Genomic DNA, 13,527 nt, shown 5'->3' on the forward strand with positions numbered 1-13,527 from the left:
GGTAAGGTCCATCGACAACGGTCCGCGCTTCGAGCGGAAGGTCGAGAAACCCTGGCCGTGCCAGGCCTCGTAGGTCATCGAGGGATCGCGCACCATGGCGGCGAGCGGCGAGAATGCCTTGCCGCTGGCCTGATCGTAGATATAGAGGCCCTCGCCCGGGCGGTTCGAGACCGGATCATTCGACCACGGCGTCAATTGGTAGTCGCGGCTGTTTCGGCTCCAGGTGAAGGCTGCGCCCTCGGCGGAGGTGTGGAACCCGAACGAGGCGTTGGAGACGACGTTGATCCACGGCTGCGGCGTCGTGCGCCGCCCGGCCAGGCGCACGACATAGTGCCGTCCGTCGCCGTCGAAACCGCCAAAGCCGTTCCATTGGCTGAGTCCGCTGCCATCGGCGCTGACATTGGCCACCGCCTGCGAGGCAGGAGTATGCGTCGTGGGTGTCGGCGACGGCAATTCACGCGGAATCGGCAACGTTGCCAGAGCATCCCGCGCCTGCAGGGCCGCCGCCTCGGCGCGCTCGATCTGGTCGAAGATGGTGCCGTTGCGCGTGTGCAGGACGACGCGGGCGACGGCGAGCAGCGTCTTGTAGGTGGTCTCGTCCATAAGATCGCGGCGCACCGCGAAAATGTGCTGGCGCGGCCCGAGCTCCTTGCCGCGCAGACGGCTGTTTTCGCACAGCGTCTCGACCGCCCGCTGCAGGTCCTGGACATAGGAGGACGCCTGCTCGTTGACGACGACGAAGTCGATCATCATGCCGCGGGTGCGCATATATTCCTGGAACCGCAGCGCCTGGGCGACGATTTCGAGATCGGCGACATCGCCGATCCTGACCAGGAAGATCGGGAAATCGCCGGAAATGCTTGTCGGCCACAGGCTCGACTGCTTGCCCAGCCCCGAGGCGATGGATTCGGCGGGAAGACGCAGGAACGGATCCGGATAGATCAGATAGCGCGCCAGCTTCTGCACATTGGCGGCATCGGTCAGGCTGAGGCCCATATGGCGGGTCTGCACCTGGCTGCGGGTCCAGGCAAGCATGGCCTGGCGGGCAAAGCTCTCCGGATGGTCGAGGCGGGCGATGGCTTCGTCCAGTTCGGCACGGCCGGCGCCGACAAACGTCCAGAAGGTCAGCGATATCTTCTTGTTTGCCGGCCCGCGCACCTGGCGGCGCAGCGAGGCGACGGGATCGAGCGTAAAGCCTGAGTGGCCGCCCAGCCTGGCGCCCGGGTCGAAAGCGGCTGCGTCGACGATGGTGCGGCCACGGCCGATGAAGGCGCGCCTGTCGGTCTCGGCCTCGGCGTCGCGCGCCGATCCGGACGGATCGGTGACGAAATGCACCATGGCGATATCGGGCTCGCTGGTCTCGCGCTTGCGCCGCGTGGCGAAGATCGCCGCGTTGTTCGCAGAGATTTCGGTTTCCACGAACATCTTCGAGAAGGCCGGATGCGCGTTGTCGGACGCCTCCAGGCCGAGCACCAGCTCGGCAAAGGAGGTCACTTCGATGTGACGGTCGGACGGACCGTCATTGTAGAGCGTGACCCGACGGCCCTCGCCATTGCCTTCCGAGATGACGATGCATTCGACCTCGGAGCGCAAGGTGCCCACCGATTTGACGAAGCTCGCCTTGTCGTCGGAGAACAAGGTCTGCGCCTTTTCCTCGGCGGCTCGCTTCGGTTCGGCTGTAGCCGACCACCAGTCGCCGGTGCCGGCGTCACGCAGGAAGATGTAGGAGCCGAGCCGGTCCTCGGTCGGATCCGGCTGCCAGCGGGTGACGGAGAGATCGCCCCAGCGGCTGTAGCCCGAGCCGGTCGCGCTGACCATCACCGAATAGCGGCCGTTCGACATGACGTTGGTCGACCGCAGCGACTGCAGCGGATTGAGCACGATGCGGGTGTCGGGGCTGTCGACTTCGGTCTCGTCCTTGGAGCGTTCGTCGGCCTCGGTCCTGACGGTCGCTGTCGGGATGTCGCGCGGCGCCCTCTCCTGCAGCAAGAGTTCGGCCGATTCGATGACCGGATCGCTGTGGAAGCGGTCGCGCATGCGACCTTCGAAGATGGCGTCGGCAACCGCCGCGATCGACATGCCCGAATGGTGGGCCATATAATTCTGGACGACGACATGGTCCGTGCCTTCCGGCACGCGCTGTGGCGTGAAGTCGACGGCATCGTAGTAGCCGTGGCGGCCGAGCGCCCCGATCTCCCGCAATCGGGCGAGATTCAGCACGGCTTCACGCGGATTGAACTGGGCCGCCAGTATGGTGGCGTAAGGCGCGATCACCGTGTTCTGGCCAAGACCGCGCTTCAGCCCGAGGCCTGGAACGCCGAAATTGGTATATTGATAGGTCAGTTCGCGGTCGCGGGCATTGTAGGCGGCCTCCGAAATGCCCCACGGCACGTTCTTCTGGCGGCCATACTGGATCTGGCGCTTGATGATCAGCTTGCTGGTCTGGTTGAGGATCGAGCCCTGCGGCTCCTTCATGACCAGCGGCGGCATCAGATATTCGAACATCGAGCCGGACCAGGACATCAGCGCGCCCTGGAAACCGATTTCGACGATCGGCCGGCCAAGCCTGAACCAGTGCTCGGTCGGCAGATCGCCCTTGGCGATGGCGAACAGGCTGGTCAGCCGTGCTTCGGAAGCCAGAAGGTCGTAGCAGCTTTCGTCGAGCTGGTGTTCCTCGACCCGGTAGCCGATCGACAGCAGCTTGCGCTCCGGCCGCATCAGGAAGGAGAAATCCATCTCGAAGGCATAGCGGCGGGTGCGCTCGCGTAAGGTGAGCAGCTTGGCACGCAGCGCCTCGACGGCATTGTCGTCGCTGTGCGCGTCATGGACGTGCGCTTCGCAGGTGGCTTCCAGCCTTGCCGCCCAGTCGACGATGACGTCGCTTTGGGGCGACACCGCCTCGGTATGGATGGCGGTGGCCAATTTGCGGATCTCGCCGGCCAGCACGGCCAGGTTGATGGTGCGGATCGACGCCATTTCGGGCTGCGCCTTGATGGTGTCGACAGCGCGCCGCATGCCGTCGAGACGGTCGGCGAGGCGCTGGCGCAGCGGGCGCAACTGACGGCGGTCGTCGGGCAGATCATCGAGGCTTTCGCTGAGGATGGTGACCGTGTCGAGAATGCCTTCGAAATCGCCCTGGAGGTGCACGGAGGGCGCCTCGGCCCATTCGGCGCAGGCCGCCGCCACCGCCACCAGATGGCCGGCGAGATTGCCGCTGTCGACAGCCGAGATGTAGAGCGGATAGAGCGGCTTCAGTGTCGTGGTGTCGTACCAGTTGAAGAGGTGACCGCGCTCACGCGGCATGCCCTCGATCGTGGCCATGGTGGCGTCGATGCGGGTGATGGCGTCGGACAGGCTGATCCATCCGAAGTCGCGGGCGGAAACGACGGACAGCAGGTAGACGCCGATATTGGTCGGCGAAGTACGAGGCGCCACCACCGGTGCCGGGCTTTCCTGGAAATTGTCGGGCGGCAGATGGTGATGCTCTGCCGTCACGAAGCTTTCGAAATAATGCCATGTGCGCCGCGCCACCGTGCGCAACGTATGGATATCGGCCTGCGATATGCGCAAGCGATCCTCGGTTTCAGCCGAACGGCTGATCCAGCTGGCGATGGCGGGCGAGCCAATCCAGAACAGCGCGAAGAAGAAGGCAACGAAGGCGCCGGTCGAATCGGCCAGCACCGGAATGGCAAGGCCGACGAAGCCGATGATCACGGCGCCATACATCATGCCGTAATAGGAACCGACATCGTTGTCGCCCGCCTTGTGCGCCTGCGAGGCGGTGCGCCATTCCAAAAGGTTCTGGCGGCTGACGAACAACCGATAGAGCGTGCGCACGATGGCATCGCCCATCATCCAGGCGTTGTGCGCCATCAGGACGATCTTCAGCGCCACCATGGCGGTGCCGAAGGCGACGTCGCGTGCCAGGGCCGAGAAATGGCCGCGTGGCGTCTGGTCGCCGCTCTTGGGCAGGATGGCGTTGACGATGTCGAATGTCGGCGCCATGAACAGGCTGAGGATCAGCAGGGCCTGCCATTGCGCGGCCTGCGTGAAGGGCAGCAGCGTCCAGCCGGCAATCGCCGCCATCACCCAGAAGATCGGCGTCAGCGAGCGGCGCAGATTGTCGATCATCTTCCAGCGCGACAGCGCCGGCACGCCGGAGCGCGGATCGAGCATGAAGCCGAGCAACTGCCAGTCGCCGCGTGCCCAGCGATGGTGGCGCGAGGCGTCGACCGAGTAGCGGGTCGGATAGTCCTCGACCAGTTCGACGTCGGTGACCAGCGCCGAGCGCGCCAGCGCGCCTTCCAGCAGATCGTGGCTGAGGATGGTGTTTTCCTCGATGCGGCCCTGCAGGGCGGCCTCGAAGGCGTCGACGTGATAGAGGCCCTTGCCGGTGAAGGACCCGTCGCCGAAAACGTCCTGATAGAGATCTGACACGGCAAAGACATAAGGGTCGAGGCCGCGATTGGCCGAGAACACCCGCTGGAAGAACGACGCATCATCGCCTGATGTCAGCGACGCGGTGATGCGCGGCTGCAGGATCGCGTAGCCGGCGGTGACGACGCGCTTGCTGGCATCGAAATGCGGCCGGTTGAGCGGGTGGCAGAGCTTGCCTACGAGGGTGGCGACCGCGTCACGGGTGGTGCGCGTGTCGGCATCGAGCGTCATCACGTGGACGACGTTCTCCGGCAGCGGCACGTCGAGCGGCAGGAACGTGGTGTCGCTGTCGCCGCGCAGCAGAAGGTCGAGTTCATGCAGCTTGCCGCGCTTGCGCTCCCAGCCCATCCACGACCCTTGCGCCGCATTGAAGAGCCGGCGCCGGTGCAGGATATAGAAGCGCGGCGCGCCTTCGGAGGGATAGCGTGCGTTGAGACGAGCGATCTCGGCACGCGCGAATTCGAGGATTTCGGTGTCGGCAGCATCGATCTCGGTCTTCGAGTCCGGCCAGTCCGACAGCAGCGCGAAATGGATTTCATCGGCCGTGTTGGCGAGATGATGCACCTCGATATTGCGGATGTTTTCCTCGACATCGTCGCGCGAGCCGATCAGCGACGGAACCACCACCAGCGTGCGCGCCTCGGGCGGCACGCCGTGCCGGTAATCGTAGCCGACGAGGCGCGTCGGTTTCAGGAACAGCGAAACGACCGTGTTGAAGAAGGCGAGCGCGCCCTCGCTGGCCGGCACGGCAAAAAGCGCCAGCATGAGGACGATCGAGGGCACCGACAGGCCGAGATTGGCAAGCGCGTTGCCTGAGAGGACGAGAAGCAGCGCCGTCAGCGCAAACACCGGTACGACGATGCCGAGCCAGCCGGTCTTGCGGAAGGCACGCTTGACTGTCTGGCTGATGGTGGGTCGATAGCCGATCGCCTTCTCCAGCTCGATCCGGCGTGGGCCGACGAGAAAGAAGCCGACATCGGTGTGGGCGGACCCGGTTAAAACGACGTCGCCGTCGCCATCGCTGGCGGCGTGGCCGGCCAGCTCGATGGCCTTCTCGGCGACGCGATATTCCGAAAGGTTCGAGCGGCGCGCCAATTCCTCGATCGCGGTCCGGTACTGGTCGCGCGAGAAGAAGTCGAGCGCGGCGAAATCGGTACGCTCGCGCAGCACGGTGTCGATGCGGCTGACGCCTTCGAACCACACGGTCCAATCGACGTCGTTGATGAGGCGCAGGCCACGAATGATGTTGCCCGTCGTCACATTGCCGCTGGACAACGTGTGATGTTCGGAAATGATGATTTCCTCGGCATCGGAGCCGGTCTTTTCGAGCTCGCCTTCCAGCCATTCCAGAGCCTTGCCGGCATTCTGCGAGCCATCGCGCAGGCGATAGAGCAGCTGGGTGGCGAAGGTGGTGTCCTGTGCGTGTGCGCTGAAATTGGACAGGATCGACTGCCGGTCGGCGCTGTCGTCGGTGGCCAGGACCTTGTCTGCCACATCGTTGGCGATCTGACGCATCTGACGGGTTCGATTGACCCTGACCGCCAGCCGGCGCAGATTTTCGATCAGCACGAAGCGCAACAGCGAAGGCAGCGCCCAGAGTTCGCCGATCTTCAGCGGCTCGACCGACTGAAAACCCTGGACGATGGACTTGAACATCGTCGCCGAAACGGAACTGTCCGAATGTGCGACATAGGTCCAGGCCAGCGCCAGCGCGCGCGGCACGCTGCCGCCGTCAGGCAGTTTCAAGGTCGGCAGCTGGCGATAGAAGCGGCGCGGCAGGTCGCGCTTGACCTGGAAAATGGTCTCTTCGACCAGGTAATTGTTGTCGAGCAGCCATTGTGCCGCCGGCGTGATCGTCTCGCCCCTCGCCTGCGCCGCATTGGTCGACCGGTAGACTTCCAAAATCTTCTTGGCGCTGTCGCGGATACGGGCCTGAAAATCGAAGGGCGTCAGCCCGAACAGATCTGTGAGGTCGCCTTTCGCCAGGCTTTCACCGAGCAGCCGAAGGCGCTCTTCGGGCAGGTAATTGGAGCGGATCGGCTCTTCGGTGATGGCCGGGAAGCTCGCGCTTGTCTTCTCGATTTGGGCAGGATTCGTCTGAATATTCATTGAAAATTCCGTAAGCGGGCACTGAGCGGCGTCACCGCCACGGCAATGGCCCTAAAACCGGTTCAAATGCAATTGGTTGCATAAACCCCACTTGCCGAAAGTTTGTTTCCGCACCACGACAGGGCGTCGTCTCTCAGCAAAACTCAAAGACAAGCACCCCACTTCCCGCCAGCCAGATCGGCGGAGAGGATTCAGGCTTTTTCGTGATGCCGCCAGCAGCTTACGCTATATTTCGCCGGTACCGCGATCATGTTTGGAAACAAGCGTTAATCGTTGCCGGCGATGGCGCGGATCCGGATCACGTACAGCGTTGCCTCATGGGCGGGTTGGACAAGCAGGCCGGTGCTGACCGGCCCGGACAGCAGCGTGTCGAGCGGCCCGAGGCGAACCGGTTCAGCGGCGGGCACACTGATGTCGCCGTCCAAGCACAGGATGAGCGTTGTGCCGGCTTCAGTCCGGATTTCCACGGGGGCCGAAATCACCAGGCGTTCGACCGAATGCGTCATCCGGCTACGGCGGGTCATGACATTGAGATCGGTGATCGGTCCGCCGATCAGCGCGGCCGAGGTCTGCACGTCGGCCGGGAAAGAAAACAGGGCGGTCGTCCTGTTTATAGATCTCGGCGGGTAGCCGGCAATCTCGAGGACGATGCCCTCGCCTTCGAGCACGGCAAGGGTGCGATCGATGCCGGCGAATTGCGAGAACGGACCGCTCGATTCGACACGCGCCATCGACACGCGCCAGTCGAAATCGTTTAGCCCGGCACCGGGCGGCGAGACGGCGATTTCCGTCGTCACGCCGCCGCCGTTCTTCCACGGCATCGACCGGTATTCGGCTGCCCGCAGGATGCGCATGCCTAGCCCTCCGCTATGGCTACGGGCGTTCGAAACTCGAAAAGCCGATTCCGCGGCTTTTCGCCTGCCTGCGGCCGGACGTTTCTCACCCGAGAATGCCGGGCAGGTTGAGCTGGTGCTCCTTGGCGCATTCGACGGCGATTTCGTAGCCGGCATCGGCGTGGCGCATGACACCGGTCGCCGGGTCGTTCCACAACACCCGCTCCAGGCGCCTGGCGGCTTCGCGCATGCCGTCGGCGACGATGACCATGCCGGCGTGCTGCGAGAAACCCATGCCGACGCCGCCGCCATGGTGCAGCGACACCCAGGTGGCGCCGGACGCCGTGTTGAGCAATGCGTTGAGCAGCGGCCAGTCGGATACCGCGTCCGATCCGTCCTTCATCGATTCCGTTTCGCGGTTCGGCGAGGCGACCGAGCCGGAATCGAGGTGATCGCGACCGATGACGACAGGCGCCTTCAACTCACCCTTGGCCACCATTTCATTGAAGGCGAGGCCGAGCCGATGCCGGTCGCCAAGGCCGACCCAGCAGATGCGCGCCGGCAGGCCCTGGAAGGCGATGCGCTCGCGTGCCATGTCGAGCCAGTTGTGCAGATGGGTGTTGCCGGGCGTCAGTTCGCGCACCTTGGCGTCGGTCTTGTAGATGTCTTCCGGATCGCCCGACAGAGCTGCCCAGCGGAAGGGGCCGATGCCGCGGCAGAACAGCGGACGGATATAGGCCGGCACGAAGCCGGGGAAGGCAAAGGCGTTCTCGAACCCCTCCTCCTTGGCCACCTGGCGGATGTTGTTGCCATAGTCGAGCGTTGGCACGCCGGCGTTCCAGAACGCCACCATCGCCTCGACATGTTCGCGCATGGAAGCGCGGGCCGCCTTCTCGACCGCCTTGGGGTCGCTGACGCGCTTCTCGCGCCACTCGGCCATCGTCCAGCCCTTCGGCAGATAGCCGTTGATGGGATCATGCGCCGAGGTCTGGTCGGTGACCATATCGGGGCGAATGCCACGCCTGAACATCTCCGGGACGATCTCGGCCGTATTGCCAAGCAGGCCGACCGACTTCGCCTCGCCGGCCTTGGTCCAGCGTTCGATCTTTTCCAGCGCCTCGTCGAGCGTCTCGGCGCGCTCGTCGACGTAGCGGGTGCGCAGGCGAAAATCGATCGAGTCCGGGTTACATTCGATGGCGAGACAGCAGGCGCCGGCCATGACGGCGGCGAGCGGCTGGGCGCCACCCATGCCGCCGAGACCGCCGGTCAGGATCCATTTTCCCTTGAGATTGCCGCCGTAGTGCTGGCGACCGGCCTCGACGAAGGTCTCGTAGGTGCCCTGCACGATGCCTTGCGTGCCGATGTAGATCCACGAGCCGGCCGTCATCTGGCCGTACATCATGAGGCCCTTCTTATCGAGCTCGTTGAACTTTTCCCAATTCGCCCAGTGCGGCACCAAATTGGAGTTGGCGATCAGCACACGCGGGGCGTCCGGATGGGTGCGGAAGACGCCGACCGGCTTGCCCGACTGGACCAGCAAAGTCTCGTCATCGGCCAGCGTCCTCAAGGAGGCGACGATGCGGTCGAAATCATTCCAGGTGCGCGCCGCCCGGCCGATGCCGCCATAGACGACCAGTTCGTTGGGATTTTCAGCAACATCCGGGTCGAGATTGTTCATCAGCATGCGCAGCGGCGCTTCCGTCAGCCAGGAGCGCGCGCTGATTTCGGTGCCGCGCGGGCTGCGGACTTCGCGGATGTTGTGGCGAGGATTGTTCATGGCGTCACTCCATAAAGGACCTGATGTCAGACACGCGCCCAGGATGTCGCGGTCTCGAGGATTTTCCGCAGGGTGGCGCGGATCGGTGCTGCGAACTCGGCGTCATAGGGCACCGGCCAATTGTCCGGCGTGCCCTTGCCATCGGGCTCGCGCATATAGATGCGGTTGGAGAGTTCCATCTGCAGTGCGTGCACGCCTTGTTGCGGCTGGCCGAAATGGCGTGTGATCCAGCCGCCCTTGAAGCGGCCGTTGATGACAAAGGTTTCACCGGTTTCGGCCATGATCTGGCCGACCATCGCCTGCAGCGTCGGATCGGCGCTCCTGCCGTCATTGGTGCCGAGATTGAAAACCGGCAGCGTGCCTTCGAACAGGCGCGGCAGCACTGAACGGATCGAGTGGCAGTCATAGAGCACGATCTTTTCGTGTAGCCCGCGCAACCGGCCGATCTCGGCCTGCAAGGCGGCATGGTACGGCACGAAGAATTCCTCGCGACGCTCGTCGATCTCCGACGGCCCCGGTTCTTCGCCCTCGCGATAGAGCGGATCGCCATCGAAGGTCTCGGTCGGGCAAAGGCCCGTCGTCGCCTGGCCGGGGTAAAGCGAGGCGCCGGAGGGATCGCGGTTGACGTCGATGACGGTGCGCGAGATCGCGGTGTGCACCACCGTCGCCCCGAGGCCGGCGGCAAAGTCATAGAGATTATCGATCCACCAATCGCAGTCGCGGCGGCCGAGCCAGGGCGAGACCAGCCGATTCTCAAGGCCGGCGAGGTCGATGCCGGCGTGTGGTATCGACACCAGCAACGGGGCTGTGCCGGGCGTGACCGTCAGCCAGGGCGCGCTTGCCATCACACCGCTCCGGAAATCGACGGCAGAGCCACACCGCCGGCGGCCTCGATGGCCGCACCGCTGCGCACCATGGCGATGGCTTTTTCCATATCGGGGTGGAAATGGCGGTCATTGTCGAGATGCGGCACTTCGGCCCGCACCAGCCTGCGCACCGCCTCCAGGGCGTCGCTCGAGGCCAGCGGCGCGTGGAAATCGCAGCCTTGGGCCGCGGCCAGCAGTTCGATGCCGATCACCGCGGTGGCGTTCTCGACCATGCCGATCAGCCGGCGCGCGCCGTGCGCGGCCATCGAAACATGGTCCTCCTGATTGGCCGAGGTGGGGATCGAATCGACTGATGCCGGATAGGCTTTCTGCTTGTTTTCGGAAACGAGCGCCGCCGCCGTCACCTGCGGGATCATGAAGCCGGAGTTCAGGCCGGGCTTGGGCGTCAGGAAGGCCGGCATGCCGGAAAGTGCCGGATCGACAAGCATGGCGATGCGGCGCTCCGACAGCGAGCCGATCTCGCAGACGGCGAGCGCGATCATGTCGGCGGCGAAGGCCACCGGCTCGGCGTGGAAATTGCCGCCGGAAAGCGCGGTGTCATCCTCGGCGAAGATCAGCGGATTGTCGGTGACGCCGTTGGCTTCGGTGCCCAGCGTGTCGGCCGCCTGGCGCAGCACGGTGAGTGCCGCGCCCATCACCTGCGGCTGGCAGCGCAGGCAATAGGGATCCTGCACGCGTTCGTCGCCAACCCGGTGCGATTCACGGATGGCGCTGCCGGCCATCAGATTGCGCAGGGCGTCGGCCGTCTCGACCTGCCCGGGATGCTTTCTCAGCACATGGATGCGCGGATCAAAGGGTGCGTCGGAGCCTTTTGCCGCGTCGGTCGACAGGGCACCGGCGACCAGCGCCGATTGGTAGAGCACTTCGGCCTCGAACAAGGCGGCCAGCGCATAGGCGGTCGAAAACTGGGTGCCGTTGAGCAGCGCCAGGCCCTCCTTGGCGCCCAGTGTCACCGGTTCCAGGCCATGCGAGACGAAGGCGACCTTGGCCGGGAAACGGCCATGTGGGGTAAAACATTCGCCGACGCCGATCATCACCGCCGTCATGTGCGATAGCGGGGCAAGGTCGCCGGAGGCGCCGACCGAACCTTGCGCCGGCACCACCGGGATGACGTCGTTGGCCAGCATCGCTTCCAGCAACTCGATGGTTTGCGGCCGCACACCCGACGCGCCCTGCGCCAGGCTGGCGAGCTTCAGCGCCATCATCAGCCGGCAAACGGCAACCGGCATCGGCTCGCCGACGCCGGCGGCGTGCGACAGGACGATGTTGCGCTGCAAGGTCTCGAGATCCTCGGCCGGGATGCGGACGCTGGCCAGTTTGCCGAAGCCGGTGTTGATGCCATAGACCGGCTCGCCCTTGGCGACTATCCTAGCGACGGCCTCGGCGCTCGCCTTGATTTTCGGCCGGCAGGCATCGTCCAGCTTGGGCACGGCGCCACGATAGATGGCGCGCCAGTCGGCCAGCGTCGCATTGCCGGGTTTCAGGGTCAGTTCGGTCATTGTCCTCTCCAGATGCGGGCATGCAGCGGGTTGAAGCCCATGCGGTAGACGAGTTCGGCGGGGCGCTCGATGTTCCAGATCGCCAGGTCGGCGGATTTTCCGGCTTCCAGCGTGCCGGTTTCTCCCAGCAAACCAAGCGCGCGGGCCGCCTCCCGGGTGACGCCGGCAATGCATTCATCGACGGTCAGGCCGAACAGGGTCGCGGCCATGTTCATGGTCAGAAGCAGTGAGGTCAGCGGCGAAGTGCCGGGATTGTTGTCGGTGGCGACAGCCATCCTGACGCCGTGCTGGCGAAACAAGCCGATCGGCGGCTTCTTGGTTTCGCGAATGAAATAGTAGGCGCCGGGCAGGATCGTCGCCACGGTTCCGGCCTTGGCCATCGCCGCTGCACCTGCCTCATCGGTGTATTCGAGATGGTCGGCCGACAGCGCACCGTAACGGGCGGCGAGTTCGGCGCCATGCAAATTGGACAGTTGGTCGGCATGAAGCTTGACCGGCAGGCCGGCCGCCTTTGCAGCATCGAAGACGCGCGCCATCTGTTCCGGCGAAAAGGCGATGCCCTCGCAGAAACCGTCGACGGCATCGGCCAGCCCCTCGGCGGCAACCGCCGGGAGAATTTCCTTGGCGACCAGATCGATAAAGGCGTCCTTGTCACCCTTGGCTTCCGGCGGCAGCGCGTGGGCGCCGAGGAAGGTCGTGCGGATCGTCACCGGCCGCTGGTTGCCCAGCCGCCGTGCGGCACGCAGCGACTTCTTCTCGTTTTCGAGGTCCAGGCCGTAGCCTGATTTTACCTCCACGGTGGTTACGCCCTCGGCAATCAGCGCATCGAGGCGTGGCAGTGATTGGGTGACCAGTTCGCTCTCGCTGGCGGCGCGCAGCGACTTGACCGAGGAGACTATGCCGCCACCAGCCCGGGCGACCTCTTCATAAGTGGCGCCGGCCAGCCGCATCTCGAATTCGTTGGCGCGGTTGCCGGCATGGACCAGATGGGTGTGGCAGTCGATCAGGCCGGGTGTGATCCAGCGGCCCTCGCAATCAACCGTCTCGGCGCCCTGGGCAAGTGTCGGGGGCAGCTCCGACTCGGGGCCGGCATAAACAATGCGGCCGTCACGCGCAGCGACCGCGCCATGTTCGACGACGCCAAGTCCGGCAGACCCGTCGGCCATTGTCGTCAGCCGCGCATTGCGCCACAGACGAAGATCCCCTGCCCGGCTTTTGCTCTTTGCAGCCATCATCTTTTCCGTTTCAATCGATGACGATTATGTATATACATATTGAAACGCACTGCAAGTGCCTTCATCGCATGAGACACAGAGAACCGGAGAGAAAAGTGGCAGCGATCTTTGCGGAACAGGCGCTCCTTCCCGATGGCTGGCGCGAAAATGTGCGGCTTACCCTGGCCGAGGGACGCATCACAGCCGTTCAGCCTGGCGCTGCTGCGGCAGCCGGCGACGAACGTCACGCGATCCTGTTGCCCGGCATGCCCAATTTGCACAGCCACGCCTTCCAGCGCGGCATGGCCGGCCTTGCCGAGCTTCGCGGCCCCTCCGCCGACAGTTTCTGGAGCTGGCGCGAGGTGATGTACCGTTTCGCCCTGTCGATGACGCCCGATCAGGTCGAGGCGGTTGCCGCACAACTCTATGTCGAGATGCTGGAGGCCGGTTTTTCCCGCGTCGGCGAATTTCACTATCTGCATCACGACCGCGATGGAAAACCCTACGCCAACCTCGCCGAGATGGCCGAGCGCATTGCGGCCGCGGCCGGCGAGGCAGGCATCGGCCTGACGCTTTTGCCGGTGTTTTATGCGCACTCGTCTTTCGGCGGTGCCGCACCAAACGAAGGCCAGCGGCGATTCATCAACGATGTGAATCGATTCTCGCGGCTTGTTGAGAAATGCCGCGAATCGGTTCGCGCGTTGGATCAGGCTGTTGTCGGCGTCGCTCCGCACAGCCTTCGCGCCGCGACACCGGAAGAACTGATTGACG

The 13,527-nt window shown here is 64.5% G+C and carries 7 protein-coding genes; 1 reads left to right on the forward strand and 6 read right to left on the reverse strand.

The features are described from left to right. The 6 genes from EN884_RS06950 to hutI all read right to left on the reverse strand — a co-directional run. Positions 1–6,546: glucoamylase family protein (locus tag EN884_RS06950; RefSeq protein WP_128360508.1), on the reverse strand; the 6,546-nt coding region annotated here is incomplete at its 3' end. A gap of 266 nt (positions 6,547–6,812) precedes the next feature. Then, positions 6,813–7,400 carry a HutD family protein gene (locus tag EN884_RS06955; protein ID WP_013532299.1) on the reverse strand — a complete coding sequence of 196 codons (588 nt, stop codon included), beginning with the start codon at positions 7,398–7,400 and terminating at the stop codon, positions 6,813–6,815. Between the two features lie 85 nt (positions 7,401–7,485). Further along, positions 7,486–9,156: a urocanate hydratase gene (gene hutU / locus EN884_RS06960; protein WP_128360509.1), complete on the reverse strand. Its 1,671-nt coding sequence runs from the start codon at positions 9,154–9,156 to the stop codon at positions 7,486–7,488. Positions 9,157–9,182: 26 nt separating this feature from the next. Continuing rightward, complete coding sequence (gene hutG, locus EN884_RS06965; protein WP_063167744.1) at positions 9,183–10,001, reverse strand: N-formylglutamate deformylase; 819 nt, start codon at positions 9,999–10,001, stop codon at positions 9,183–9,185. Beyond that, complete coding sequence (gene hutH / locus EN884_RS06970) at positions 10,001–11,542, reverse strand: histidine ammonia-lyase (RefSeq protein WP_027162456.1); 1,542 nt, start codon at positions 11,540–11,542, stop codon at positions 10,001–10,003. Before hutH ends, hutG begins: the two co-directional genes overlap by 1 nt. Further along, complete coding sequence (gene hutI, locus EN884_RS06975; RefSeq protein ID WP_063167743.1) at positions 11,539–12,774, reverse strand: imidazolonepropionase; 1,236 nt, start codon at positions 12,772–12,774, stop codon at positions 11,539–11,541. The genes hutH and hutI overlap by 4 nt, the downstream gene beginning before the upstream one ends. A 98-nt stretch (positions 12,775–12,872) precedes the next feature. Between hutI and EN884_RS06980 the strand changes: the two genes are divergently transcribed. Continuing rightward, on the forward strand, positions 12,873–13,527 hold a 655-nt coding region (locus tag EN884_RS06980; RefSeq protein ID WP_164894939.1), incomplete at its 3' end, for an amidohydrolase family protein.

The sequence above is a fragment of the Mesorhizobium sp. M7A.F.Ca.AU.001.01.1.1 genome (genome assembly GCF_004022735.1).
Lineage (GTDB): Bacteria > Pseudomonadota > Alphaproteobacteria > Rhizobiales > Rhizobiaceae > Mesorhizobium > Mesorhizobium ciceri.